Here is a 25,788-nt window from a genome sequence, read left to right on the forward strand (position 1 = left end):
GTGCAGGGTGGAGTCAGTCCGTGGCCCGCGGGCAGTCCTGCGTATTTGCAGAGATGGAGACGGTTCTATGGCTGAGGCGAACCACGTCGATTACACGCTCCAGCTTGAGCCGGACAATGTCCTGTCATTGGCGTGGGCTCCGGGAGCCCGGATCGAAGCCGAGAATGCCCGGGCAGCCGTAGACGCGGTCAACGAGTTCGCTGCCGGTAATCGCTACCCCCTGCTGGTCAGAATGGCTAAAACGAGCCATTTGAGCCGGGCCGCGCGGGACGTTTTCGTAGAGCCCTGCGCGGCATCCAGGATCGCGTTGCTGGGCGAAAACGCGGTTGACCGAATGCTGGTGGATTATCAGCTGGCCGCCCAACCGGCACCCTGCCCCACCCGGTTCTTTTCCTCCGAGGCCGAAGCCATGGCGTGGCTCGTGGAACCGGAGCAGCAAACTGCTCATCGAAATGCCACGGCTCAGCATGCCATGGATCAGCGGAAGGGCGGTTCAGGTTCTTTGGGAGGAGCCGCACTATGACCCAACCGGCAGCAGCGAGAAGAAGCACCTCTGAAACGCCGTCACCCGTCCACCCAGCCCCGCAGAACCGGATGGCAACCGAATCCGAGGCGCTCCTGGCCGCATCCTCCGCGGCGGTGGTGGCAGGCCTGGCAGCATTGGTGATCTTCTTTGGCCGGACGCCGCCCTTGTGGGGTGGCGTTTCCCTGGGCCTCATCTCCGCGGGTGCCATTCTGGTGCTCGGGATGGCTGCGGCGTACATTGGCTACTGGCGCTCGCGGTACCTTCCGGACCAGCACTGGCGGCTGGGCCTGCCTCCCTGGAAGTTCATCGTGGATGCGTCCACTGTTGCCTTGGTCCACGCGCTGATCGCAGCGATCGCCACCGTTTCCTCGTTCCTGTTGTTGCAACGCAGCTTCCAAGGCCTCACCGTGGACATCTATGCGGCGACAGTGGGGATGGCGGTGGCCTCCGGTCTTGCCGTCTACTGGATTTACCTTTCCGTGGCGGACATCAGCACCCGGAAACTGTCAGGGCTGCTGGTCCTGTTCATGGTCATGAGCATTGTGGCGAGCATGGCGACGTCGCAGGATCCCAAATGGTGGGAGTACCATTTCAGCCAGCTCGGCACACTGGGCGGGGCGTCCAGTGGCCTGTTCAACCTGTCGTTGATCGTTGCGGGCTTCTTCATCACCACGTTCGCCGTGTACCTGGACCGGGATCTGAAGTCGCTGATCGCGCGCGGTGTGCTGGTGCACCGGTGGAGTGCGGGCCTCTGCTCCGGCGCGTTCGTTGCCATGGGACTGCTGCTGGCCGGCGTAGGGGTTGTGCCGCTATCCGTCAGTTTCCTGATCCATACGCTGTTTGCTTCAGGTATGGCCGTGGTCTTCATTCTGCTGCTACTGGCCTCCCCGTTCATTCTGAGGGGGCTGCCGGGCCGCTTCTTCTTGGTGTGCGGGGGCTTTCTGGCCGCCCTGATCGTCTCGCTCGTGCTGTTCTTCCCGGTGGGCTATTTCAACCTGACCGCTTTTGAGCTGGTCGCTTTTGTGATCATCTACGGCTGGATCGCCGTGTTCATCCGTCTGCTGGACGCCCTCGCCACGGGTAGCAACTGATGTCGGCCGGAGAGGTGGGGGCAGAGCGGAGGGCCCTGGGGATTTCGTTGTGGGTGTCCGTTGGCTCGGCGGCCGGGGCCATCATGCTGGGGGTCCTCAGCGGGACAAGGATCATTGTGTTCGACGGTGCCTACATGGGGATCGGGTTGATACTTACAGCGATCTCCTTGAAAGCGTCGTCTGCGTCCGCAGGCGGACCCACACGTCGCTTCCCTTTCGGACGGGATGCCTTCACCCCGTTGGTGGTGCTCATCCAGGGCCTGGCGGTGGCCGGAACGCTGCTGGTCGCGGCAGGTGACGCTGTGGTAATCATTCGCGACGGCGGTTCTCCGGTCAGCGCCGCCATTATTGCTGTTTATGGGGTCATCACCGCGGCGATTGGGTTCGCGCTTGTCTGGTGGATGGGGCGGGCGGCACCTGATTCGGATCTGGTGGTTGCAGAAATTGCGCAGTGGCGCGCCGGGGCAATCCTGAGCGTCATGATGGTACTGGGTGCTGTGGTGGCGTTGGTCCTGCAGGGCCTTGGCCTGGACGATGTTGCCCTCTACGTTGATCCGGTCCTGGTGCTTGTTGCCTGCCTGATCCTGGCCTACATTCCCGTGGGACTGATCCGGACCGGTTTGAACGAACTCCTCGAAGGTGCACCGTCCAAGGAACTGGACGCAGCCATCACTGATGCAGTTCAGGCCGTGCGGCAAGAATTCGGGCTGCAAAAACCGCTTATTCGATCCGGAAAAGTGGGGCGAAAGCTCTACGTGGAAGTAGATTTCGTGGTGGCGGGAACTGACTGGAACGTGGGCGAGGAAGACGCCGTCCGGCGGGCGGTTGTCAAAGCACTGGAGCCCCTCGGCCTTGATGTGTGGGCCTACGTTGCGCTGACGGCAGCCCCGGATCTCTTCGAATAATCACAGAGTCCTCGCCCGCTTCGAGTGATAACTCGATAACCTCTTTCCCCCGTCATTGAGGTATGCAAGTATCGGCCAATGGACCAATATCTGTGGGTGTTGAAGGAAGATCAACTGGATTTGATTCGGGAGTTGGAGCCGGCCAGGCTCGAACTCCTTGACGAGGACGGCCTGCTGAAGTTGCACAAACGGGTGCGGCGGGCCCGCAACAAATACACCACCAATTACCGGCGTAAAGCCGCTGACGAGGTCTTGGAGGCCGGCGGGCGCGGAGCTGCTTCCAACAAATCGGACAAAGCCAGGGCACGGGCCTTCGTGTTCGAGGAAGCCCTTTCGATCGTGAGCAACGAACTCGCCCGTGTAGCTCACGAAGCCGCCGAAGCCCTCAAGCATGAGCGCCTGGAACGCGCCAGTGCCGGGAAGTCAACGGGGCCGGATTCCGTGGGTGCCGGTGCCAGGTCAGGAACCGGTCCCGGACGGAGCCGGTCCCACCAGAAGACGACCGGCGGCGTGAAACGCGACGCCTCCAGCCGGTCCCAAGGTGCCCAGCGCCAAGCCAAGAAGGATGCGCGCTAAAGCCGGTCACCGGTTATCAGCAGCAAACGTACGACGGCGGGAGGTCGCCGTCGTACGTTTGCTGCGGTGCCGCTGCGGTGCCGCAGCGAATCCGAAACGGTGCAGGCTGTCCGTCAGAGGAGCGTTGCCGTGACTTTTCCGTCCTGAACACGCACCGTGAAAACCCTGCTGCTTCCATCCGGCGAAGGCACCCGCACTCTGCGCTCAAGACCGTCGGGGGCCGCGAAGGCGTGGAATTCCACGTCTTGGCCCCAGTCGTAGTCGGGTCGGTTGGATACCGTGCCGATCGGAATGACAGCGGCCTCCCGTACCCACACCGCCGCGTCCATCACGGTGTACGCCTTGTGATGCCAGCGCGGACCGTTCAGGGTTTCTCCCGTCTGAAGATGCGTCCATGTGCCCTCGGGAAGATAGAAGGAAACCTCGCCGCCCGGATTCATGACCGGAGCAACCAGGAGATCCGGCCCCAGCATGTACTGCCGGTCCAAAGGTGCGCAGCCGGGGTCCTCCGGGAACTCCAGGAACATGGGGCGCATCAGCGGAATGCCTTGCGAATATGCTTCTTCTGCCGCCATCTGCAAATAGGGCATCAGACGCATTTTCTGCTCGGTGAAGTGTCGGAGAACCTCCACGGACTCCTCGTCCACCAGCCAGGGAACGCGGTAGGAATTGGAGCCATGGAGTCGCGAATGGGAGGAAAGGAGTCCGAAAGCGATCCAGCGTTTGAAGATTTCCGGTTCAGGCGTCCCCTCGAAGCCTCCAATGTCGTGGCTCCAGAACGAAAATCCGGAGGCCGCAAGGGAAAGGCCGCCGCGCAACGACTCTGCCATGGCCGCAAACGTAGATTCGCAATCTCCGCCCCAGTGCACCGGCATGGTCTGGCCGCCGGCAGTTGCGGAACGGGCGAACACTACGGCTTCACCTTCGCCCAGTTCTTTCTTCAGCAGATCAAAGACCGCGCGGTTGTACAGCTGGGAGTAGTAGTTGTGCATCTTCTGCGGATCAGAGCCGTCGTGCCAGGCAACATCGGTGGGAATGCGCTCGCCGAAGTCCGTTTTGAAGGAGTCAACCCCCTGGTCCAGCAGCACCCGCAGCTTGTCCTGATACCAGCGCACCGCATCGGCGTTGGTGAAGTCCACAAGACCCATGCCCGCCTGCCACATGTCCCACTGCCACACCGAACCATCCGGACGCTTCACCAGGTAGCCCAGATCGGCACCCTCACGGAAGAGATGTGAACGTTGGGCGATGTAGGGGTTGATCCACACACAGACCTTGAGTCCACGATCATGCAGGCGTTGAAGCATTCCCTCAGGGTCAGGGAACGTGGCCGGATCCCAGATGAAGTCGCTCCAATGGAAGGAACGCATCCAATGGCAGTCAAAATGGAACACCGATAACGGAAGTTTCCGCTGCTCCATTCCGTCAATGAACGAGGTCACTGTTTTCTCGTCATAGTCCGTGGTGAATGACGTGGACAGCCACAAACCGTAGGACCATGCCGGGATTCGGGACGGCCGGCCCGTCAGTTCGGTGTACCGGCGGATGATGTCCTTGGGGGAGGGCCCATGGATGATGTAGTACTGCAGCCTCTGGCCCTCCACGCTGAACTGGGTCCTGGAGACCACCTCCGAGCCAACTTCGAACGAAACCAACTCCGGGTGGTTCACGAACACGCCATAGCCGTCATTGGTCATGAAGAATGGGACGTTCTTGTAGGCAAGATCGCTGGACGTTCCGCCATCCTCATTCCAGATATCCACGGATTGACCGTTCTTGACGAAGGCGCCGAAGCGCTCGCCCAATCCATAAATGTTGGTCCCAACACCCAGACTGAGTTGCTCATGGACGAAGGTCCGCCCCTGATCGTCCGTAATGACCCCTACACTTCTGGGCGTGGAACTGGTCAGTAAGCGGCCGTCGCCGAAGAAATCGACGCCCCAGTCCCCACGGGTGTTGATTGTGGCCGTGAGGCCTCCCGAGGTGATGTGCGCGGAGTCTTCATCGACCCGGAAGGTTGGTGCGGCGCCGTCGTGCTTGACCTCGAACCTGGGCCCCTTGTCCAAACCGCCTTGGAAATGCTCAATGGTCACCCCGATCACGTCGGGCATCGGGGCGTCGAAAGTGACGGTGATCTGGGGAAGGTTCAACGCGTCCCCGCGGGTGGCGATGCGCTTGGTAGGGGCGTAAACCGTCAAGGCATCTTCATTGACCACCACATCAGAGACGTCTTGCGGGCGCAGGGCGGAAAAGCCCTTGCGGTAGAGCCAATATCCGTCAGTGAATTTCATGGTGACTCAGTTTCCGTTCTTTTGTGGCGAGTGCGGGTTTTGGGTAGTCGGGCCGCATTTCAGGACCAGGACTCCGTAGGGAGGAAGCGTCAGTTCCGCCTCGTGGCTGGTGCCTGTGAGCATGTCTATGGAGGGTCCGTTGGCTCTCATGTGCTGGTTGAGTTCTATGTGGCGGCTCCCGTCCCCATGGTTGAGCAGGAAAAGGTAGTCGCCGCGCTGGACGAGTTCGACGTCGGCCGGCAGTTTCCCGGCCACCACAGAGGCGATTCCTGCATCCCGTAGCGCGCCCTCGACCACCACATCCACGGCGTCCTCGGGCAGGTCGGCTCCGGCATACCAGCTCCACCCCTTGCCGTGGTTGTTACGCACCACCGCCGGCTGGTCGGACAATGGGCCGGCGGCGAAGGACGCCACGGGTGAGGCGCTGCCTGAGTGGATGCGGAGGTCCTCGGACCAGCTGAGCGCCTCTGCGTCCATCGCGACGCCCTGGCCGAATGCCAGGCGCACCGGGCTGGCTAACGGGCGCCACTCTTCCCCTGTCACTCCCAGCAGGTCCGCGAGCACTGCCGGGTGGCGGCCGTTCCGAAGATGGCCGTTGGCATCGGCCACTCCACTAAAGGGACCTACGACGGCGGTGCCCCCCGCGCGTACCCACGCGTCCAGTGCTTCAGCGTCCTTTTCGGTCAGCAGGAACAGGCTCGGTGCCAGCACCAGATCGTAACGTCCCAGGCGGCTTGAGGGGTGGATGACTTCCACGCAGTGCCCGCGCCGGAGCAGGGGCCGGTAATACGCGAGCATCTGGTCCATGACACCCAGCCGGTTGCTGGGGCGGTCCGGTGATTCCGAAGCCCACCAACTGTCCCAGTCGAACAAGACTGCAATCCGGGCGTGAGCAGGGGTGCCTGCCAGAAGGCGAAGCTCTTGAAGGTCTGAACCCAGGGTACAAACTTCGCGGAACACCCTGGTGTCTGCTCCCGCAAGGGGAACCATTGCGGAGTGGAAGCGTTCGGCTCCGAAGGCGGACTGGCGGAATTGGAAGTAGCACACGGCATCGGAGCCCCGTGCGACAGCTGCCAGTGAGTCCACGCGGAGGGCGCCCGGGTCCTTGGGCACGTTGTGACCGCGCCAACTGACCGCCGAGGTTGCCGACTCCATCAGCATCCACGGCGCACCCCCGGCCAGGCCCCGGCAAAGATCGTGGGTGAGCGCTGCGGTTTCCCAAGATTGCGGCTCTGCCGGATCAACGTAGTGGTTGTTGCCAATGAAGTCTGTTTCCTGCGCAAAACGAAAGTAGTCAGCACCCCGGAAGAAGCCCATCAGGTTGGTGGTGACCGGCTGCTCGGCATGGTTTCGGATCACATCACGTTCCGCCACGAACAACTCGAGGAGAGCCTCTGAGGTGAACCGGTGGAAGTCGAGGACCTGGGTGGGATTATGCATGTACGGCGCGGCACGCGGCGGAAGGATCTCTTCCCAACTGCCGTAGCCCTGACTCCAGAAAGCCGTCCCCCACGCCGAGTTGACGGCGTCGAGGGATCCGTAGCGGCGCAGCAGCCATGACCTGAACGCCACGGCCGTTTCGTCGTCGTAACTGATTTGACCTAGCTCGTTGCCCACATGCCACATGGCAACGGCTGGGTGGGCCGCGTAGCGCGCGGCGAGCCGGGAGGTGACGGCCAACGCCGCTGCACGGTAGGCGGAGGATGACGGCGAAAACTGGTTCCTGGAGCCGTACCAGAGCGTGGTGCCGTCCGCGGTGGTGGGGAGCGAATCAGGGTGTTGGTGGCCCAGCCATGGGGGCGGGGAAGCGGTGGGTGTTGCCAGGCAAACACGGATTCCGTTGTCAGCCAGCAAGTCCAGGAGACGGTCCAGCCAGCCGAAGTTCCACTGCCCTTCTTCGGGCTGGAGCCGGGCCCAGCTGAACACCCCAACGGTCACTATGTTGATGCCTGCCCGCTTCATGAGGGCTATGTCTTCCGGCCAGGTCTCTTCCGGCCATTGTTCGGGGTTGTAGTCCGCGCCGAAGAGCAGGCCGGTCCCATCAGTCACGTTTTTCAGGCCGTGGCTACGGAGTTGCATTGTTTTCCTTGGTTAAATGGTGGCTATGGATAATCGAAGGGCTTCAACAAGTGCGACCATCACCGATGTCGCCCGGGAGGCCGGGGTATCCACCAGCACGGTGTCTTATGTGATGAGTGGTAAGCGGACTATTTCGAAAGAAACACGCGACGTCGTTGAGGCCGCCATGGCGCGGTTGAATTACAGTCCCCGGTCCAGCGCCCGGGCCTTGGCCTCAAGCCGGTCCAACGTTTTGGGATTGGTGGTTCCGCTCCGGCCGGACGTGAACGTTGGCGTGGTGATGCAGTTCGTGACCGCCGTGGTAACCACTGCCCGGACCTTCAACCAGGATGTCCTGCTGTTGACGCAGGACGACCCCGGAAGCATCGAACGAGTCACTTCGCAATCGATGGTGGACGGGTTGTTGATGATGGACATCGAAGCCCGCGATCCCCGTATTCCCGTCCTGGCCCGTTTGCAGAAGCCAGCGGTCCTGATCGGCATGCCGGACGAGCCGCGGGGGCTGAGCTGTGTGGACTTCGATTTCTCCGGCGCCTCCCGGCTGGCGGTCCGCCATCTCTGGGACCTGGGGCACCGAAGCATCACGTTCATCGGCTCACCGCCTGCCTCCCTGAAACGCCACGCCACGTATGCAGACCGCGCCTTGCAGGGGTTCACCGACGCCACAAACAGTTTTGGCGCCACCGGCCGGGCCGTGGCATGTGAGGCGGATTCCCCGCAGCTGGCAGAGTCCCTGGACGCCATCTTCACCGGAAAACATCCGGCCACTGCGCTGGTGGTGCACAACGAGGCCCTGCTTCCCATGCTCCGGGAAGAGCTTTCACTCCGGGGCCTGGCCATTCCCAAGGACATCTCAGTGGTTGTCATTGCGCCGGCAGATGTAGCCAAAGCGGCAGCCCGCCCGTGGACCGCCGTATCCATTCCGGCCATGGACATTGGGCGGTCCGCAGTGGAAATGGTGATGGATCGGCTGAGCCGTGACAAGCCCGCAGAACTGAGGCTTATTGCGCCATCCTTGACGCCGGGCGAGACAACGGCCGAAGCTCCCTGAACCCCAGTCATCCCTTGACCGCACCGATCATGACGCCCTTGGTGAAGTGCTTCTGAACAAACGGATAAACAAGCAGGATCGGCACCATGGCCAGCACAATGACGGCCATTTGAAGTGCCGGCGAAGCAGCTGCGCCCTGTCCCACGTCGATCTGCCCAGGCACCGTCACGCCCTGAAGGACGTAGGAACGCAGCACCACCTGGAGCGGATTCATGGCGCTGTCGTTGATGTAGAGGACGGCGTTGAAGAAAGCGTTCCAATAGCCAACCCCATAGAAGAGGGCAATGACGGCGGTGACAGCTTTGGACATGGGCAGCACAATCTGCGTGAGCGTCCGCCAGTCGCTGGCGCCGTCCATGCGCGCGCTGTCCAGGATGCCGCGGTCAATGCCCATGAAGAACCCGCGGAGGATGATGATGTTGAAAACGGAGATACAGCTGGGCAGGATCAGCGCCCAGTATGTGTTGATCAGGCCCAGGCTGGACACCAGCAGATAGGCCGGAATGATTCCCGCGCTGAAGAACATGGTGATCAGCAGCGTGAACAGGATGGGTGTGTGTGCGAACGAGCCCGGACGCGACAACCCATAGGCGCACAGCACCGAAACCACCATGCTCAATGCCGTTCCCGTCGCTGTGACGCCCACACTGACCAGGACGGCCCTGGTGACCACCCCGCCGCTGAGGATCTGTTGATACGCGGCAAAGGTGATTTCCCCCGGGATCAACACCAAACCACCGGCTTGCGTGATGGTGGCCTGGGAAGAAACGCTGGTCAGCACAATGGTGTACAGCGGCCCCAGCACGGCCAGGACCACAGCGCCGAGGATCAGGAACTTCCCGGCCTTCGCCACTACGCCGGGTTCCTCCTCCCAGGCTGCGCGTTGGGAGATGCTGTCCGGTTTTCTGGTATTTCTGACCAGGATGCTCATTTTGAATACACACCGCTCTCGCCAAATATGTGGGCGACTTTGTTCGCCGCAAGGATCAGGGCCAGGCTGATAACGCCTTTGATGAGGCCGGCCGCGGCTGCATAACTCCAATCGCCGTTCTGCACGCCGGTGTAGTAGACGAACGTGTCCAGTACCTCCGCTGCTTCGGCACCCACGGCGTCCCGCTGAAGGATGAGTTGCTCAAAGCCCACGGACAGGGAATCTCCCAGCCTCAGGATCAACAGCAGGACGATCACGCTTCGGAGCCCCGGCAGGGTGACGTGCCACATGCGCTTCCACGGGCCCGCGCCGTCCACTGCAGCCGCCTCGTATTGGGCGGGATCAATGGCGCTCAGCGCAGCGAGGAACACGATGATGCCCCACCCGGCGTCCTTCCAGATGGCTTGGGAGGTGATCAGGAAGAGAAAGGTATCCGGGTTGGTCATGACGTCAACGGCCTCCCAGCCGTTGGCGCGCAGGGACTGGTTCAACAGGCCGGCGCCGCCGAAGATTTGCTGGAATACCGAGACCACCAAAACCCACGAGAAGAAGTGTGGCAGGTACACCACGGCCTGGATGGCTGCGCGCAGCCTGGGGTTGATCAGCGAATTCAGCAGAATGGCCAGAGCGATGGGAATGGGAAAGAAGAAGACCAGCTGAAAGGCAGTGATGACCAGGGTGTTTTTGACGGCCATCCAGAAATCGGGATCGCCAAAGACCCTGGAGAAGTTATCCAGGCCAACCCATGGGCTGTCGGCGAAGCCTATGAAGGGGGAGTAATCCTGGAACGCCACCACGTTACCGAGCATGGGGAGGTAGGCGAATACGGCCAATAGGAGGACCGCGGGCAAGGCCATGAACACCAAGGACCGGTCGCGCTTGAATCGGGCCAGCCTGCCGGCCCGGGGTCGTCCGGACACCTGCTCCTGCAGGCGCTTTCCGGCCCGTGATTTCTTGTCGGTCTGTGATTTCTTGCCGGTCTGGGGTTCCCTGGCTGACCCGCTGCTGTGGGCTGCCGTTTTATCGCCTCCCGCTGAAGGCGAGGGTTTTTCGGTTTCGATAGTCATGGAGTGCCGTCCTAGGCCAGGAAGCCGGCGTAGAAGTCGCGCAGTTCGTCTCCACCCTTGCTCCGCCAGGAGGCCACTTCGCTGTCCAGGTCCTTAATGCTCTTGCGGCCCCGGACGATGTCTTTGGCGAGGTCGTTGAAGGGCTTACCCAATGAGGCGAACTTGGTGGGTTCCTCAATCTGCATACCGAAGAAAGCATCCTCCGTCACATGGGGTGCCTGGCGGGCCTCCCATCCGGACTGGGCTTCTACGAGTCCCGGGTACTGGACCATGGAATTGACGATCGGGCCCGCCACAAGGAAGGCGTAAGTACTGGTAACTTCCTGGCTTCCCTTTTCAGTCATTTTGGGGATGCCCTGGGAGTCCTTGGTGTAGTGCACGCCTTCCACGCCGCTGGTGATCAGCCGGTTTTCCTGTGTTCCAAAGGGGGCAGCAATGAAGTTGGCCAATGCGAGCAGCTCCTCCACCTTGGCGGGGTCATCGGTTTTCTTGATGAAGCTGAAGATTGCTGCCGGCTGGGCACGGAACAGGGTGGGCGCCCCGCCGTCGGGTGCGAAGTAGTCCATGGGGAGCATTTTGAAACCCGGGTTGGAGGGCAGGACCCGGGCCAGTGCTTCGTGCCAGCCACCTACGCCGTCCGATGCCATGAGCGATGCGCCGGACTCGAAGCGCTGCTTGGATTGCTGGGCGTTGCCGGCCACGGCGTCCGGGTGCACCGAACCGTCCGCGAAGAGCTTGGCAGTCCACTCCAACGCAGCGCGGTATTCGTCCGTTTCGAATTTGTTCTGGAGCTTTCCGTCCACTCGCTTCCATTTGGGAACCACTCCGTGAATGATCTGGGCGCCGTTCCACACGTCCTCCGAACCCCAGCGGTTCTTGGCGGGATCCGTCAGCTGCTTGGCCACCTTGAGGTAGTCGTCGGCAGACTTTGGCGGTTCCACTCCCAGCTGCTCGAAGATGTCTGCCCGGTAGAAGATGGCGTCGGAGATCAGGGCGCCGGGGTAGGGAAGTCCGTAGAGGCCGCCATCGAAGCAGCCCAGTTTCCACGAGGCAGTGGGGATGTTGGCAAGGTTGGGGTATTTCTTCACTTTGTCCCCGGCCAGGAACTCTGACAGGTCGGTGAAGATGCCCTTGGCCGCCTGACCGAATCGCGGCGGCAGGTTCCAGGAGGGTATGACTACCCAATCCGGGACGTCCTTGGGCGAGGCGAGGACGGTTTGAATCTTGTCTGCATAACTATTGCCGTCGTTGACCTGGAAGTTGATGGTGGTTCCGAGCTCGGCATTCACGGCTTTGTAGTAGCTGTTCTCCGGCAGGGACGGCGGGATTGCCCACCATGCAGGTGTCATGGCTGTATAGGTGCCTCCCTTGCCGGGCGTGTCCTTCACGGACTTAACCAGGGTGGCCGGGAGCGTGGTAAATCCGGGGGTGGATCCCTTGACTGAGGGAATGTCCGGCTTCACCAGATCCAGCGGAATGTAGCTCGGGACCAGTTTGGCGACTGCCTCGGCCAGACCACCGGAAGTTGTGGCAAGGGGTGCGGACGCTCCCGGGCTGCAGGCTGTGAGGGCTGACGGTGCAGCTGCCAGAAATACCGCGCCGCCAAGGACGCCCAGGAAGGACCGGCGGTTGACGTTGATTGCCCCCGTTCCGCGAGGTGGTGCTTCCGAGCGTTTTTCCCGGAAAGTCTTAAACGGCGGCGTGTTGGAACCAAGCATGAAACACTCCTTTGTGATGAATTCATTGCAAGAACTGTCGAAACGCTTCGATTGCGTCCACCCTAGGCTATTCGCTGACTTTGACGCAATGGTTTGGGTGTTGCACATCACAGTGAGCTGATGGAACACTGAAGTTCGACGCCCATTCGTAGAAGCGATTCAACAGTCAATGACAGGACACTCTTCGTGACTAAAAGCCATGTCCAGGCAGCGCAACACCTGCTCCGCCTCCTGACGCTGGAGCAAAAGATCGCCATGCTCCATCAGCATGCCCCCGCGGTTCCCGAGCTTGCCCTGGCACCTTTCAGGACAGGCACCGAAGCTGCCCATGGTGTGGCGTGGCTTGGACCGGCAACCGTCTTCCCGCAGCCCGTAGGGTTGGCTGCAACATGGGACGAGGACCTCATCACCCGGGTGGGCGAAGCCATAGGGCGCGAGGTCAAGGCAAAAAAGGAAATGGACCCCAGCGTCAGCCTCAACGTGTGGGCCCCCGTGGTCAACCCGCTGCGACACCCGCTATGGGGGAGGAACGAGGAAGGCTTTTCCGAGGACCCGCACCTGACTGCCCGCGCTGCCAGCGCCTTTTGCGCAGGACTCAAAGGAGCCGATGCCGGGACCTGGTTGACGGTGCCCACCTTGAAGCATTTCCTTGGCTATAACAACGAGCACGATCGCAGCCTCACCTCCAGCAACCTCAGCGACAGGGTCCTGCACGAATACGAGTTGCCGGCATATCGGCAACCCATCGAGGACGGCGTAGCTGGAGCGGTAATGCTCTCCTATAACCTGGTCAACGGACGCCCGGCCCACGTCTCGGACCTGGTCAACAAGCATCTGCGGACATGGACCAACGGCGGCTCGGTGGTTGTGGTGAGTGACGCAGGTGCGCCCTCCGCACTCTTCCGCGCCGAGAAGTACTTTCCCGACGGCGCGTCCGCCTACGCTGCCGCGCTCAAGGCAGGGGTGGATAACTTCACTGACGACGGCGACAACCCGGGCCCGTCAGTGTCTTACCTTGAGGACGCCTTGGAACGGGGCCTGCTGACGGTGGATGACCTTGACCGAAGCGTGCTCAGGCTCCTCACGCTCCGCGCCAGGACGGGAGAATTCGGCGACCATCACGGCTCTTCTTCGACCAGCGCAGGGGAGAGCGATGCGGCTGCAACCGTGGCCCTGGCCCGCGAAGCTGCCCGGAAGTCCGTGGTCTTGCTGCGTAATCAGCCGGATCCCCACCTGCTCCCACTGGGGAACAACCCTGGGTCCATTGCCGTCATTGGAACCTTGGGCCAGCGCGTCCTGAGTGACTGGTACAGCGGCACCTTGCAGAACGAGTGTGGCATAGCAGAGGCTCTTTCCCGGCGTTACCAGGACGTCATAGCTGAGGACGGCCTGGACGTTATAACCCTGCGAAGCGTCCGTACAGGCACCTACCTGGGGCTGCCGTCGCCGTCGGAAACCACCGACGACGACGGCGGCGTCCTGGTCGCGGACACAACCTCACCAGCTGTTGGGGAACACTTCACGCTGAAGGACTGGGGGAGCGGCGAGTTCAGTCTTCAGTCAAGTTTGACCGGGCGTTTTGTCGCAGCCGGCACCGACAACTACCTCAGGGCTTCGGCGGATCGAATCGGAGGGTGGGTGGTGCAGGAAACCTTCCGCCTGGTGCATTCCCACGACGGAACCGTTGCCATCCAGCACGTTGCCTCCTCCCAATGGGTGCGCGTCGAGTCAGGGACAGGGAGTTTGGTGCTGGCCTCCGGGGTGGAAGCCGCCGCTGATCGCTTTGTGATCAGAACCATCAAATCCGGGCACCATGCAGCGCATGCTGCGGCCGCTTCATCAGATGTGGCAGTGGTAGTAGTAGGCAACGATCCCCACCTTGGCGGGAGGGAAACCCAGGATCGGGAATCCTTGGACCTGCCGCAGTCCGAGCAGGAACTCGTCAGGATCGTGCAGGATGCGAATCCCAAAACCATCCTGCTTGTTGTCTCCTCTTATCCCTATGCACTGGGTGATTTGGCCGATCTCCCCGCTATCGCCTGGACATCGCACGGGGGCCAGGAACTGGGTCCGGGGGTGGTGGACGTGCTCAGCGGAGACGCCGAACCCACGGGACGCCTCCCGCAAACGTGGTTCGCCCGGGACCGGGACCTGCCGGACATTCTTGACTACGACATCATCGGATCCGAATCCACGTACCTGTACACGCGTGCGGAGCCGCTCTATCCGCTGGGTCACGGCCTCAGCTATGGAGATGTCCAGTACACGAATGCCGTTGTCAGCAGCGACCCTGCCAGCAAAACCATCGGCGTGGACGTCACCCTCACCAACCAGGGAGATCGGGTGGCCCACGAGTTGGTGCAGGCCTACGCCTCAGCTCCCACCCATCAGGACCACTTTCCGCGGCGGCTTTTAGTTGCCCACCGGCGGGTTGAACTGGCTCCAGGCGCTCGCATAACGGCCACCCTGCGCATCCCTGTGGAACGGTTGGCCACGTTCAGTACCGTCGCGGAGGCCATGGTGGTGGAACCCGGGGAGTACCGGATCCTGGTGGGCTCTTCCGCCCAGAGGCTGCCAGTGAGCGTGGCCATTCAGGTCCCGGATCGCGGACAGCGTTCCCGGCGGATAGCAGGGACGTGGGTGCCGGCGCGGCTTTACGACACGAAATCAAACATTGACCTGGTGCCCTCTCAGCCCCTCTCGGGTACAGCGATCACTCCAGCAGATCCCTTCGAACCTGCATGGGCGGTTTACCGCAAGTGGGACGGCCTGCCAATAACTGCAGTCAACTGTGAGGTCTTGTCCGCCAGGACAGGGAAGGGCTTTGGTGACTGCAGCATCAGCGTGCAGACCTCCGGGCCAGCCGACACCTGGCTCGATCTTGGCCAGTGCCAACTGAAGGAGGGTTACAGCGGCGAGGTTGGAATCGACGTCGACCCCTCCGTTCTCCCGGCTTGGACCGCGAGCGGGACGCTTCGGCTGGTACTCAAAGGGGCCATAACCGTCCAGCAGTTACAGGTAACCTAAGCGCCGGGTGGATGAGAAGACGGTCAGGGTCCTACCTTGACCACGTATACCTCGACGGCGGCATCCCGGGGGAGCAGGTGCGTGCGGACCGCGCCGGCTACTTCGCGGGCCACGCTGGGTGCGGGGCGAAGGGTGCCTACGCCAATCCGGGCCTTGACTGCGAGCGCGTCTCCATCGCCGGTGACGGAGACCAAGGGAAGAATCTCCCCGGTCACGGCAGCCATGGCCGCACCCGCTATCGACTGCCATAAGGGCTGGGCCGGATATACGGCAGAAACTCCCTCCACTCCTTGGATGACACCGAGCAGTTCCTCCGCCACTGCGGGTGAAGCACCTGCGGATTGGATGCTCCCGGGTTCCAGATGTTCCGTCATGGCTGATCCTCCCGAGTGGTGGGTGCGGGGCTGGTGGGTGGAGAGGGAACCTGGTCTGCGGCGGAAGGCGGTTCCAGAACGTCCCTCACGGTGATGTTGATGGTCTCGATGTTTAGCTCCGTTTGGAAGGCGAGCGTCTGCGCCAACTCACGGCGCAGCTCTTCGGCACGTTCATCCAGGGGGTGTCCGTACACCACGGCTATCTCCACGTCCACGGTAATTCCGGCTCCTGGTGTGGTGACGTCGCCATGCAACCGGCACTTGCCGGCGGCCGTGCCAGGCAGGGCGTCAGCCACGGATCGGATGAGTGCTGAGATTGAACCCTCGGTTTCCCAAAGGGTGTCCTTCGGGTTCCCGGCCTGCAGGGGAATGCTCCTGCCTGGACGCAGCTCCAGCCGGAGGTTGTCCAGGATGGACTGCATCCAGTCGTCATGGCCCGAGCCTGCATCGGCCAGATCCGACGTCAGCAGTTCGCTGCCCAGTTGGGATAGCCGGCGCAACGATGCCAGGCCAGCTTGGCATTCAGGGCATGAGTGGAGATGGGCGGGATCTGCAATCTCTCCGGTGTCCAGATAAGTGCTTAGTTCGGCAAGGCTGTGCCCGCAGTCCAAGGAGTCTTCGGGGGTGTTCATCGCCATTCCTCCATCATGCGCGCAAGGGTGATCCGTGCCCTGGCCAAGCGGCCGCGGACACTGGCTTGGCTGATATTCAACGTCAGTGCGATCTCCTCGTAGCTCTGGTCATTGAATTCCTTAAGAACCCAACATCGCCGTTGTTCCTCGGGAAGCTTTGCGAGCGCCGCTTTTAGGGCCTCCACGCGGGAGGTGATAACTGCGCTGTGCTCGGGGTCAGCTGCCTGCGGCTTGGCGTCGTGTTCCACCTGGTTCTCCACGGCGTCGAGGCCTGCATGATTGCGGCGTCTCCGGAGGTGGTCGATGCTGCGGCTGCCGACAATCCTGAGCAACCATCCCTTGACTGCTGCGGGGTCGCGGAGGTTGTCCAGTTGCTTCCAGGCTTGGACGAGTGTTTCCTGCACGACGTCGTCGGCGTCGGCCTGTGAGCCGGTCAATCGCCGGGCCGTGGCCCGCATCAACGGGCCGTGGCGCCGCGCCAGTGCCTCGAAGGCTGCGGTGTCACCGTCTGCGGCCCGGCCGGCCAGCAGAGCATCGGGCACCAGGTCCAATTGGTGCTGCGCTGCGGGTGAACCAGTCACGTTTTCTGCCTTCCCCATCTATGGTCGTCCAAGGTCTCGGTGGTCCTGATGATGCTCAGTGGCGGGACGGTCCCGCTGGCCAGCAGAACCGTCCCGGGCCGCAAGCTACTTTTTGGAGAAACCTTCTTTGAGCTTCTGCGCCGCATCCTTGATGTTCTCGGTGATATCGGCTGCAGCGTCTTTGACCTTTTCGCCTGCCTGCTGGATCTTGGCTTGTGCCTGATCGTGCTGCCCCTCGCGCTCCAGCGACTGATCGCCGGTGAGCTTTCCGGCGCCTTCCTTGGCTGCACCGAGGTGCTCGGTGGCTGCGTTGTTGATCTTGTCGTTGATTCCCATGGTGTTCCCTTTTCTTGTTGTGCACGGTCTCTGCTGAGTCGCGCGTGTTTTAGTGGAAATTCTGAGAGACGGTCACCGCGCGCGACGGGTTCCGGAAATCTGTGTGCGTGGGCCGCTGGTGATCCGGACCAGCGCGGGCAATGGATGTCCCAGCCAGGAGTCGGTGCTCCGGAGGAGGTGTTCCACCGTGTGCGTGAGCTCCCTGGGGGATGCCCCTTTGCGGGCCTCCAGGCGGATGTGGAGCGCGGTGCCACGGCGTGATTCCCAAGCGGAGACGGAGGTTGAGAGCACATCCTTGTTCCCGTTGAGGGCTTCCCGGATAGCGGTGGAGACCAGCCCGGCGTCAACAACAGTTCGTCCGGCGGTACCGTCGGATTGCTCGGCCAAGCGGGGTGTTTTGCCTCCGCCTTGGCTCGCCAGCCAAGCGACGCTGAGGACTGCGCCCACCAAGGGCAGGGCAACTCCCAGCACCAGCCACCAACTCCGAACCGGTTCGGGTAGAGGTGCCGTCCCGGCAAGGCTCCGGGCCTGGTCCCGCACTGAGGATGCCGTGGTGGTCCAGATGTCCGCCGCCGATGGGAGGGTACCGGTCGCGATGAGTGCGGCACCAATACCCAGCAACAGGATCCCCACGAGGGTCAGCAAAATCCGGTTGAGGCCCCGATGTGTGTTTCTCATTGCCCCACCGCTCCTTCCGTCAGAACCCGGACGCCGGATGTCATCCGGCGGTCCAATCCGTAGGCGGCCAGTTCGCCGTCGACCGCTTCCCGTACCCTGTCCACCGCGAGCGGTTGGCCCGACGTCGGACGCACTTGGACTCGCACTGAGCGTCCGCCCACGGTGGTGGTCGCCTGGCCCGGTGCAAGGCCGGCGGCGAGCCGAACCCGTCCGGAGACGGCTGCTGCGATGACGTCGTCGTCCACCACTACTGCTGCGCGGTCGCTTTCCAGGGAACGGCGGCGCCGGCGGCCCCTCCCCACCCCGAGTCCCAGGACGAGCAGCCCGAGCAATGCCACGCCGATGCCGGCCGCGATCATGCCCGCCGGGACAGTCTTTCCCGGAAGTTCCTCCAGCCACCGCAGCATCTGGGCCGGGCTGACGAGCAGGGGTTGATCCTTGAGTAACCACAGCACGGATTCGAGGCTCAGCCAGAGCGAGGCTGCCAGCAGGACAGAAGCCGTCAGGATGGAGGGCACGGCGCGGGAAGAGTGCGTTTCCCGGCGAACCAGGCGCCGGATGTGTGGATCCTTGCTCATGTCACTCTCCTTTCCTTGGACACTTCCTGTTTCCCGCCGGTAAGGCGGATGTCCACCCGTCCGATCTCCAGTCCGGTGAGTTCGGTACCCCGGGACGTGATCTCAGCGCGGGCCTGCTGAGCCCGTTCGAAGATGGTGCCGCTACTGTTCCGCGGTTCCAAAAGTGGCTCGAGCCTCAACTTGATGGAGACGCTGACGCCGAGTTTGCCGGCGTCGTCCTCCAAAGCAGCGGTGACGTTGTCTTTGCCGACGCGGAAGGCCCGGGCGGTGACTGCTTCCATGGTTTGCCGGATGGCGTGATGGGTGATCCGGTTATGGCCCCGTGTTTCCTTGCCGTCAGGCCGCCTCGTGGGGGGACTCATGGTGGCGGATCTTGTCCCGTTCATGTGGATGAGCGCTTGCCCCGCAAGGCGTCCAGCACCCCGCGAAGGTCAAGCTTTCCTTCGGCTGCGCGGCCCAGCACTGCTCCGATTCCCATGAACAGTGCCGTGAGCAGCAGGCCCCAGAACCCGAAGGCGAGCCCCGCCACGGCCAGGATGGCGCCGATGGCTACGCCTGCGATAGTGGGGTTCATGACACCCTCGGTTCACGCTCGGAGTCCTCTACGTCTGCGTCGTCGGACGGCACGTGGATGTCAGTGATGGTGACGTTGACTTCCGTGACTTCCATGCCCACCAGGTCTTCGATCGCGGTGTAGACAGCGTCGCGTGCGTTGTCTGCGACTTCCTGAAGCGGATGGGGGTATTCGACCACCAGGGTCACGTCCACAGCCACCTGGGTCTGCCCCACTTCTACGCTGACGCCTTGGGTGAGGTCCTTCTGGCCCACCTTCTCGCGGAGATTGCCGATTGCCCTGGCTGCTCCACCGCCAAGGGCGTGTACGCCGGGAATTTCCTGGATGGCGATGCCCGCAATTTTTGCTACTACGCCGTCGGCGACGGTGGTGGCTCCGCGGCCGTCTTTACCCTTGTTGGGGGTGTCCAGCACGGGTGCCGGGGTCGCCTGGGAGTTCTTGGCGGGAACGTCTGCGGGGGTGTGCGTTTGGATCGTCAAGACGATCACTCCTTTCGGTTTGATGCGGTGCTTGTTGCGCCGTCATGAATAGGACGTGACGACTGGGGCATTCCTCACGGTTGATTTATGTGATGTGCATCACATGTCCGAAGGTCATTACTGGCTTATTTAGTTAGATTCCCATATAACTAGTTTGTCGAGACACATTCTTACACGGGAGGGCTCTAATGACTGCAGTACTTGTGAGTGAAGAACAGGGCGAGGCTCTCCCTACGGTGACCTCCGGGGCGCCAAGTGCCACCTCCAGTCCCTCAGTGAGGACCAGCCTGCTGGACGAAGTGTGGACGGCCTCCGCGCGGGTTGAGGGTCTTCAATGGGAGATGGACGAGGCGCGGGATTGCCTGGCTACGGCAATGCGTGCCGCCGCAGCGGCCGGTGCGGGCCTTCCGGATCTTGCCATCGCGGCGGGACTTGGTTTTGCCGATATAGAGCAGTTGCTGAACGAGCGCCTGGAGGAGTAGCCCTGGTGCCCTGTGCCCGGAAGATGCTGGATATGCCTTGAGTCTCCTCATGCAGTCCCGCTGGTGCGCTGGTGCGAAATCTTGAGCGAATCTTGAGATGACCCGGCGTCCTTCTTGAGGACCCCGTCCGATGGTTGAAACATCAGCCAATTAGCTGACGGGAACTTCCAGGAAGGACCACCGAAATGACTGACCAGATCTCCGCCAAGTCCGTAACTGCCGGCTCGGCTCACACGAAGTCCGAAGCACTTGCGGGCACGGCCGACACCGCTGGCCATGCCGCGGACGCCGCTGGTCAGGCCCGTGCGGTGGTGACCATCCGTGAGCAGTTCAATCCCCTTGGCGCGGGTCTCCGGAGCATCTGGCCGCAGTCGGTTGTTGGGTTCTAGGACACCACGGTTTGTGATTCGGGCAGGGACCTTTCTCTTGGAAGGTACCCTGCCCGACGTCGTTTAAGGGACCATGGAATCCAGTCCACTCAACAAGGAGGCTTGTCATCAAGGATGAGATGAGAAAGGCCGCCGACGTGGCCGAGGAAGCCGCTAATTCGCAGATTTTCGCAGCCGTTGCCCGCGCGGGATACGCCGTGAGCGGCCTGCTGCACGTCCTCATTGGCGTCATCGCAATCCAGCTCGCGGTGGGCCGCAGCGGCGAGGCCGACGTCAGCGGGGCAGTGACCGAGCTGGCCAACAAGCCAGCCGGACCCGTCCTGCTCTGGGCCTGCTTCGCCGCCTGTGCGGCGCTTGCTCTGTGGCAATTGGGAAACGCCATCCTTGGTTATCGGAACGTCTCGGACAACAAGCTGACCAAGAGGCTCTCTGCCCTTGGCCAGGCCTTGGTATTCGCCGCCTTGGCTGCCACCATCGTGTCCTTCGTGCTGGGGCAAGGCCGGAACAGCAGGGAGTCCAGCAGCGACTTCACCGCGACTCTCATGCAGGCGCCGTTCGGGGTATTCCTGCTAATTGCCCTCGGTGCAGGTATCGCCATTACCGGCATCGTGTTTGTGGTCAGGGGCTTCCGGAAGAAGTTCACCAAAGACCTTTCGCTGTCGTCCAACCAGTCGGTGCATAAGTTCCAACTCTGGGTTGGCGTGGTGGGCTACATCGCAAAAGGAATCGCTTTGTTCCTGGTTGGCCTGCTGGTGGTTATCGCCGCGGCCCGCGCCCAGCCCGAACAATCAACCGGGCTTGACGGCGGCCTGAAAGCCCTGAAGGAGCAGCCCTACGGGCCTTATCTGTTGGCTGCCGTGGCTCTGGGGCTCATTGCTTACGGTCTGTTTCTCATGGTCAAAGCGAGGACGCTGCGGACCTAGGGCTATCCGGGTTTAGGAGCTTGGGAGGCTGGGTACAGGGCACAGGAACCGTGTAGTGCAATCTGAAAAGGGGCAGAACCATGACGCAAGGTGATCCGAACCAGGCTGATAAGCCGCTAACCGACGGGAACCGCCTCTCCTCCGCGCCATCGGACCCCCGCCGCGGGTACCACTCGGGCAAGTTCCCCCAGCAGGAACAGAAACAGCCCGGACTTACCAAACCGTTGGATCCGCAACCAGATCACGGCGAGAAAAGTTACGTGGGGCATGGGCGTCTCCAAGGCAAGATCGCGCTCATCACCGGCGGTGACTCGGGCATCGGCGCGGCAGTCGCCATCGCGTACGCCCGTGAAGGTGCCAACGTGGCTATCAGCTACCTGCCGGAGGAAGAAGAAGACGCGCAGTCGACGGCGGAATGGATCCGTGAGTGCGGCTCGCAGGTCCTGCTGCTGCCCGGCGACGCACGGGATGAAGGCTTCGCGGCGCAGATCGTGGAACGTACGGTGCAGGAGCTTGGCGGGCTCAATGTACTGGTGTTGAACGCGGCGTACCAGAAGAACCGCGAAGGGCTGGAGACTATCCCCACCGAGGAGTTCGACCGCGTCTTCAAGACCAATCTGTATTCCCTCATCTGGACGGCACAGGCAGCCATTTCGCATCTTCGTCCAGGTGCCTCCATCATTGTCACGGCCTCGATACAGGCCTTCAACCCCTCCGCACAGTTGGTCGATTACGCCATGACCAAGGCAGCACAAGTAGCCTTCACCAAGGCCATGGCCGAGGAACTGGGACCCAAGGGTATCCGCGTCAATGCTGTGGCGCCGGGCCCCATCTGGACTCCGCTGATCCCAGCTACCGAATGGCCGGACAAACTGCCCACGTTCGGGCAGGACACGCCCCTGGGCCGGGCAGGCCAGCCGGCCGAGCTGGCACCGGCCTACGTGCTGCTGGCATCCGACGAAGGATCCTACATCTCAGGGGCGGTCCTTCCCGTCACGGGTGGCAAGGGGCTTTAACCCGCTTCTTCCCTTTCCACGGGGATCCACAACTGGCCGCGGCCGTGCGTGCCCCCGGGCCCCACTTGGACGCTGAGCATTTCGGGTCCCGGTGCCCACCTGTAAGGGTTGGCAGGAAACCATTCCGTTGCGGCGTCTGCCCACATGCCCTGCAGGACTTCCGGGAACTTTCCCTCCGCTTCAAAGACCACCCATAAGCCTGCCGGGACTTCAAGGGACTCGAAACCTTCCGGAGCCGCTTGGGTAGAGGCCACCGCGTGCCAGTAGTCCAGTTCGCTGCCCTCGGTGCGCTGTTCTTCGAGGTTGTCCGTTACGGACACAGGGCCGGCCGGATCCATATCAGCAAGCTCCAGCAAACGCTTGGTGACAGAAGGATCCACGCCGCGCTGGAATTCGATGATGGCGTTGTTGGGTCCTTCGTAGACCAGCGGTACGCGGGCTTTGAGGCCAATAAGGCGGAAAGCTTCTTTGTCTTCTATGCGGTGTTTCATGTCGGTGTTCCCTTCGACTCGGAGGTGGAACCTCAGTTGAGGCTGGGAATGGAGAACTGCGCCCGGAAGCCGTGCCTCGGAGGGGCTCAGTCCGTGCATGGCCTTGAAGGCACGGGCGAATGCTTCTGCCGATCCGTATCCGTAGCGAACGGACACGTCCAGGACCGTAAGGCCCTCCAGGATCTCCGCCGTGGCTGCGGTGAGGCGCCGCCTGCGGATGTACTCAGAAACCGGCATGCCTGCCAGGGAGGAAAACATCCGTCTGAAGTGATACTCGGACGTCAAAGCGGCTTTGGCCAAAAACCGTACTTCGATGTCCGTGGTCAAGTCCTGCTCGATCAGCCCTATTGCCCGGTTCCAGCCGTGCATCATGTCCGGCACCCCGTCTCCCTCTTGCACCTGCCTCCATCCTTTCCTTCGACGCTACCCGCGTGTCCAGGCCGAGCGCCCAACAATCCGTGCCCGAAAATATCAGGTCCCGGGCAACGCAAGAGCCCGGAGACTGCAGCTGCAGTTCTCCGGGCTCTTGACTGTATTCAGATGTTACGGCCGACTGGAGCCTGACGCTTCTTCATCCGGTTCGGATGAGAAGGGCCGGTCCTTTGGGGTGTCTTCCGTGTTGTGCTCGTCGAGCTCTGCGTCCGCGGATGGGACCGTCTTCTCGGCGTAGTCGCCCTCGGTGTAATCACCGCCGGCGTCCTCCTTCAGCGTTTCCGGTGACGCGCCTGCGTCGCCGTAATCGCCCTCGACATACTGGCCGTCGAGTTCATCGCCATTGGCGTCGTGGTTCTGGCTGTTAGCCATGGTGTGCCTTGCGGCCGGTGACCAGGCCGTAGATCAGCAGCACGATGATGGAGCCGCCGATGGCCAGGAGCCAGGTGGTGAGGGAGAAGAATTCCTGCAGCCCGGTGCCGAAGATGAGGCTGCCGATCCAACCACCCAGGAGTGCGCCGACGACGCCCAACACCAGAGTGATGAGCCAGCCGCCACCCTGACGGCCGGGAAGAATAAGCTTAGCGATAGCGCCGGCCAAAAGACCGAGCAGAAGAAAACCAAAGAAACCCATTTTTGTTCCTACTTTCTTATTGATGGAGGTCCCATGAACATTATGAAGAGGTTCAGTTCATCGGGTGCCCTGTTCCAAAATGTAGTCACCAAATGCGGGCCCTGAAGGCCCTATGGAATGTGGGGAGTGGAACGAACTGCGCAACCCCGATGAAATTATGAATTACAGCGAACAAAGTACCCGTGCCGATGGGGTCGGACTGGGTGCTACATCAGCAACGCTAGCTGCTCCCGGGACTAGTAGCAAGTAACCTGACTATTAGCGCGCCCTTGCTTGCGGCCTCCAAACACCGGGGATTCGTGCTCCAGTGGCCCTTATGGGAGTCCATGAACCCCTTGGCAGTGCGCTGAACTTTCTCGCGCGACGGCTTCGGGTTTGCATCCGAATGCTCCTCCGGCCCTCGGCCCGCAGCCCCGGTCCTCAGGGTTTTCATCCATGGGGTTGTCATCCTGTTAGTTCTGTGGAATTCCAATGGTTGGCAAAGCAGTTGAATTTAATGCTCTATTTTGGCGGTCACAGTTAAGTCACCCCGCCATCAAATAAGCCGCCCCGCCGTCAAAGTGCAGGTGGCAGGGTGCGGCGCGCGGGGCTAATGTCGATATACAAACACCTCGAAAGGAGTGATCGCTGTGAAAGGCAAAGCATTGTTCGCAGTTGGCGTGGCTGTCGGCTACGTGTGGGGATCGAAGTCCTGGCCGGAGGTGTACCGGCGGATCCGCGGAGGCACGGAGAAGGTCTGGAAGAACCCGGACGTGCAAGAGAACGTCCATCAAGCGACGGAAGCGGTCCAAGAGTCGGTTCCGGACATTCTGGACAACCTGTATGAGGCCGGCAAGAAGTTGATGGAAAAGGCCGAGACCATGTTCCCGGGCATCACTTCCCCCAAGTCGGGCCAGCACACGGACTCCTCTTCCAGCAGCACGCCCACCGTTCCCACCATTAAGTCGGATGTCGTCTCTGATCCCGCCCTTGATGACACCACAGGAAGCGACTGGACCGGCGAGGGCGGCGCTGCACCGGAAGGGCCGGCCACTAACACGCCGCCCAAGCCTTAGCTGACGCGTTCCACCACAGTCAGGATCGCCTCGCCCAGTTCCTTGGGTTTGGTGAATTGCGGCCAGTGTCCCGTGGGGAGGTCGATGTACCCGACGTCATGGATCCTGGCGAGTTCCGCGGTGAAGGGATGCCCGGCATCCATCCACTCCTTGAGGAGAGAGGGCGGGAACTGGCAGGCAATGATGGTGGCCGGAACGTCGTAGCGCCGGACATCGCTCAGGTGTTGCTGGTCAAAGGCAACGCCTTTGGGCTCGGGGATGGCCCGCGCACGGAACGCTTCCTTAAGCTCGTCAGTCAGGTCAATCAGGTCTTCGTCTTCGAACAGTTCCCAAGGCGGCAGCGGGAGGTCGTCGCCGTCGTCGGGCAGTTCATCATTGATGACCCCGCCCTCACCGAGCGGTCCGCTGTCAACGTAAATGGCGTGGGCTACCCGGTCCGGGCGGGTGTCTGCCACGCCGTGGATGATGGCGCCTCCACCAGAATGGCCCACCAGGATGACTTTGCCGTCCAGGGAGTCCACCTTCGTCACCACGGCGTCAATGTGCGTGCGGAGGCCGATGCCCGCGCGTGAAGCATCCACCGACTCCAGCCCTGGCAGCGTCAGCGGATGAACCGTGTGGCCAGCTGCTTCCAGGGGCGGCGTCACCTCCTCCCACGACGATGCGTCCAACCAGAATCCGGGTACAAGGATGATGTCCATGCCGGTACCCTACGGGAGCCCACCGACAGTTTGTAGGCTTCCCCCAACTCCACCCTCACCCAACCAGGTCGCAGCAGAGCGGTTGTGAGCGCTGAAAACGCGCTCTGCCGCTACTCGGTTGGGTGCGTACGGGGGGTTGACGAAGGTCACGTTCGACGTCATAGTGATTCG

At 62.0% G+C, this 25,788-nt stretch carries 29 protein-coding genes; 11 read left to right on the top strand and 18 right to left on the bottom strand.

Translation table 11 applies throughout. The features are described 5' to 3' along the window. The first annotated feature begins 67 nt into the window (after positions 1–67). From MOD31_RS19355 to MOD31_RS19370, 4 genes are all read left to right on the top strand, one after another. Positions 68–523, top strand: a complete 456-nt coding sequence (locus tag MOD31_RS19355; protein ID WP_165450158.1) for an STAS/SEC14 domain-containing protein — start codon at positions 68–70, stop codon at positions 521–523. Next, positions 520–1,617 carry a DUF998 domain-containing protein gene (locus MOD31_RS19360; RefSeq protein WP_250821433.1) on the top strand — a complete coding sequence of 366 codons (1,098 nt, stop codon included), beginning with the start codon at positions 520–522 and terminating at the stop codon, positions 1,615–1,617. The genes MOD31_RS19355 and MOD31_RS19360 overlap by 4 nt, the downstream gene beginning before the upstream one ends. Next, complete coding sequence (locus MOD31_RS19365; protein WP_142937514.1) at positions 1,617–2,522, top strand: cation diffusion facilitator family transporter; 906 nt, start codon at positions 1,617–1,619, stop codon at positions 2,520–2,522. The genes MOD31_RS19360 and MOD31_RS19365 overlap by 1 nt, the downstream gene beginning before the upstream one ends. Before the next feature lie 78 nt (positions 2,523–2,600). Then, a complete protein-coding gene (locus MOD31_RS19370) occupies positions 2,601–3,098 on the top strand; it encodes a hypothetical protein (protein WP_142937515.1) in 498 nt (165 codons plus the stop codon). A gap of 113 nt (positions 3,099–3,211) precedes the next feature. Here the strand turns inward: MOD31_RS19370 and yicI are convergent, their stop codons facing one another. Both yicI and MOD31_RS19380 read right to left on the bottom strand, forming a co-directional pair. Further along, the gene (gene yicI, locus MOD31_RS19375; protein ID WP_250821434.1) at positions 3,212–5,389 is read right to left on the bottom strand and encodes an alpha-xylosidase; all 2,178 of its coding nucleotides are present in this window, start codon (positions 5,387–5,389) and stop codon (positions 3,212–3,214) included. Positions 5,390–5,395: 6 nt separating this feature from the next. Next, positions 5,396–7,468 (bottom strand): beta-galactosidase, encoded by a 2,073-nt coding sequence (locus MOD31_RS19380; protein ID WP_250821435.1) that lies wholly within the window; start codon positions 7,466–7,468, stop codon positions 5,396–5,398. A 25-nt stretch (positions 7,469–7,493) separates the two neighbouring features. On the opposite strand from MOD31_RS19380, the gene MOD31_RS19385 reads away from it, so the two are divergent. Next, positions 7,494–8,519 carry a LacI family DNA-binding transcriptional regulator gene (locus tag MOD31_RS19385; RefSeq protein WP_250821436.1) on the top strand — a complete coding sequence of 342 codons (1,026 nt, stop codon included), beginning with the start codon at positions 7,494–7,496 and terminating at the stop codon, positions 8,517–8,519. A gap of 7 nt (positions 8,520–8,526) precedes the next feature. Here the strand turns inward: MOD31_RS19385 and MOD31_RS19390 are convergent, their stop codons facing one another. The 3 genes from MOD31_RS19390 to MOD31_RS19400 are packed head-to-tail and all read right to left on the bottom strand — an operon-like array spanning position 8,527 to position 12,235. Further along, entirely contained in the window at positions 8,527–9,450 is a 924-nt protein-coding gene (locus tag MOD31_RS19390; protein WP_223941188.1) for a carbohydrate ABC transporter permease, read from the bottom strand. Further along, on the bottom strand, positions 9,447–10,517 hold the full coding sequence (locus MOD31_RS19395) for a sugar ABC transporter permease (RefSeq protein ID WP_166842520.1): 1,071 nt from the start codon (positions 10,515–10,517) through the stop codon (positions 9,447–9,449). The genes MOD31_RS19390 and MOD31_RS19395 overlap by 4 nt, the downstream gene beginning before the upstream one ends. Positions 10,518–10,528: 11 nt before the next feature. Continuing rightward, a complete protein-coding gene (locus tag MOD31_RS19400; protein ID WP_250821437.1) occupies positions 10,529–12,235 on the bottom strand; it encodes an extracellular solute-binding protein in 1,707 nt (568 codons plus the stop codon). Between the two features lie 186 nt (positions 12,236–12,421). On the opposite strand from MOD31_RS19400, the gene MOD31_RS19405 reads away from it, so the two are divergent. Further along, on the top strand, positions 12,422–15,262 hold the full coding sequence (locus MOD31_RS19405) for a glycoside hydrolase family 3 C-terminal domain-containing protein (protein WP_250821438.1): 2,841 nt from the start codon (positions 12,422–12,424) through the stop codon (positions 15,260–15,262). 23 nt (positions 15,263–15,285) lie between these two features. On the opposite strand, the gene MOD31_RS19410 is transcribed toward MOD31_RS19405, so the two are convergent. From MOD31_RS19410 to MOD31_RS19450, 9 genes are all read right to left on the bottom strand, one after another. After that, positions 15,286–15,636: a hypothetical protein gene (locus MOD31_RS19410; protein WP_142937520.1), complete on the bottom strand. Its 351-nt coding sequence runs from the start codon at positions 15,634–15,636 to the stop codon at positions 15,286–15,288. Next, complete coding sequence (locus tag MOD31_RS19415; RefSeq protein WP_142937521.1) at positions 15,633–16,268, bottom strand: Asp23/Gls24 family envelope stress response protein; 636 nt, start codon at positions 16,266–16,268, stop codon at positions 15,633–15,635. The genes MOD31_RS19410 and MOD31_RS19415 overlap by 4 nt, the downstream gene beginning before the upstream one ends. Next, on the bottom strand, positions 16,265–16,849 hold the full coding sequence (locus tag MOD31_RS19420; protein WP_238703312.1) for an RNA polymerase sigma factor: 585 nt from the start codon (positions 16,847–16,849) through the stop codon (positions 16,265–16,267). The genes MOD31_RS19415 and MOD31_RS19420 overlap by 4 nt, the downstream gene beginning before the upstream one ends. Positions 16,850–16,954: 105 nt before the next feature. Further along, complete coding sequence (locus MOD31_RS19425) at positions 16,955–17,185, bottom strand: CsbD family protein (RefSeq protein ID WP_142937523.1); 231 nt, start codon at positions 17,183–17,185, stop codon at positions 16,955–16,957. A 72-nt stretch (positions 17,186–17,257) separates the two neighbouring features. Beyond that, on the bottom strand, positions 17,258–17,863 hold the full coding sequence (locus MOD31_RS19430; protein WP_142937524.1) for a hypothetical protein: 606 nt from the start codon (positions 17,861–17,863) through the stop codon (positions 17,258–17,260). After that, positions 17,860–18,441, bottom strand: coding sequence for a hypothetical protein (locus MOD31_RS19435; protein ID WP_166842518.1), 582 nt, complete (start codon positions 18,439–18,441; stop codon positions 17,860–17,862). Before MOD31_RS19435 ends, MOD31_RS19430 begins: the two co-directional genes overlap by 4 nt. After that, positions 18,438–18,803, bottom strand: a complete 366-nt coding sequence (locus MOD31_RS19440) for a hypothetical protein (protein ID WP_250821439.1) — start codon at positions 18,801–18,803, stop codon at positions 18,438–18,440. The genes MOD31_RS19435 and MOD31_RS19440 overlap by 4 nt, the downstream gene beginning before the upstream one ends. 20 nt (positions 18,804–18,823) lie before the next feature. Next, positions 18,824–19,015 carry a DUF2273 domain-containing protein gene (locus MOD31_RS19445; protein ID WP_142937527.1) on the bottom strand — a complete coding sequence of 64 codons (192 nt, stop codon included), beginning with the start codon at positions 19,013–19,015 and terminating at the stop codon, positions 18,824–18,826. Continuing rightward, complete coding sequence (locus MOD31_RS19450) at positions 19,012–19,494, bottom strand: Asp23/Gls24 family envelope stress response protein (RefSeq protein WP_142937528.1); 483 nt, start codon at positions 19,492–19,494, stop codon at positions 19,012–19,014. The genes MOD31_RS19445 and MOD31_RS19450 overlap by 4 nt, the downstream gene beginning before the upstream one ends. 188 nt (positions 19,495–19,682) lie before the next feature. On the opposite strand from MOD31_RS19450, the gene MOD31_RS19455 reads away from it, so the two are divergent. The 4 genes from MOD31_RS19455 (at position 19,683) to MOD31_RS19470 (ending at position 22,304) form a co-directional block, all read left to right on the top strand. Next, a complete protein-coding gene (locus tag MOD31_RS19455; protein WP_142937529.1) occupies positions 19,683–19,976 on the top strand; it encodes a hypothetical protein in 294 nt (97 codons plus the stop codon). 185 nt (positions 19,977–20,161) lie between these two features. Continuing rightward, positions 20,162–20,365, top strand: a complete 204-nt coding sequence (locus MOD31_RS19460) for a hypothetical protein (protein ID WP_166842516.1) — start codon at positions 20,162–20,164, stop codon at positions 20,363–20,365. 119 nt (positions 20,366–20,484) lie between these two features. Beyond that, on the top strand, positions 20,485–21,288 hold the full coding sequence (locus MOD31_RS19465) for a DUF1206 domain-containing protein (protein ID WP_250821440.1): 804 nt from the start codon (positions 20,485–20,487) through the stop codon (positions 21,286–21,288). Between the two features lie 80 nt (positions 21,289–21,368). Further along, positions 21,369–22,304 carry an SDR family oxidoreductase gene (locus MOD31_RS19470; RefSeq protein WP_250821441.1) on the top strand — a complete coding sequence of 312 codons (936 nt, stop codon included), beginning with the start codon at positions 21,369–21,371 and terminating at the stop codon, positions 22,302–22,304. Here the strand turns inward: MOD31_RS19470 and MOD31_RS19475 are convergent. From MOD31_RS19475 to MOD31_RS19485, 3 genes are all read right to left on the bottom strand, one after another. Further along, on the bottom strand, positions 22,301–23,194 hold the full coding sequence (locus MOD31_RS19475) for a helix-turn-helix domain-containing protein (RefSeq protein WP_250821442.1): 894 nt from the start codon (positions 23,192–23,194) through the stop codon (positions 22,301–22,303). The genes MOD31_RS19470 and MOD31_RS19475 overlap by 4 nt on opposite strands. Positions 23,195–23,338: 144 nt before the next feature. Continuing rightward, positions 23,339–23,599: a hypothetical protein gene (locus tag MOD31_RS19480; protein WP_142937533.1), complete on the bottom strand. Its 261-nt coding sequence runs from the start codon at positions 23,597–23,599 to the stop codon at positions 23,339–23,341. Next, positions 23,592–23,861 carry a GlsB/YeaQ/YmgE family stress response membrane protein gene (locus MOD31_RS19485; protein WP_142937534.1) on the bottom strand — a complete coding sequence of 90 codons (270 nt, stop codon included), beginning with the start codon at positions 23,859–23,861 and terminating at the stop codon, positions 23,592–23,594. Before MOD31_RS19485 ends, MOD31_RS19480 begins: the two co-directional genes overlap by 8 nt. Before the next feature lie 629 nt (positions 23,862–24,490). Here MOD31_RS19485 and MOD31_RS19490 point away from each other — a divergent pair. Next, positions 24,491–24,916 (top strand): hypothetical protein, encoded by a 426-nt coding sequence (locus MOD31_RS19490; protein ID WP_166842513.1) that lies wholly within the window; start codon positions 24,491–24,493, stop codon positions 24,914–24,916. On the opposite strand, the gene MOD31_RS19495 is transcribed toward MOD31_RS19490, so the two are convergent. After that, complete coding sequence (locus tag MOD31_RS19495; protein WP_250821443.1) at positions 24,913–25,617, bottom strand: alpha/beta fold hydrolase; 705 nt, start codon at positions 25,615–25,617, stop codon at positions 24,913–24,915. The two genes, MOD31_RS19490 and MOD31_RS19495, sit on opposite strands and share 4 nt — an antisense overlap. Positions 25,618–25,788: the final 171 nt, after the last annotated feature.

Origin of the sequence: Paenarthrobacter sp. TYUT067 (assembly GCF_023656375.1) — a bacterium.
GTDB lineage: Bacteria > Actinomycetota > Actinomycetes > Actinomycetales > Micrococcaceae > Arthrobacter.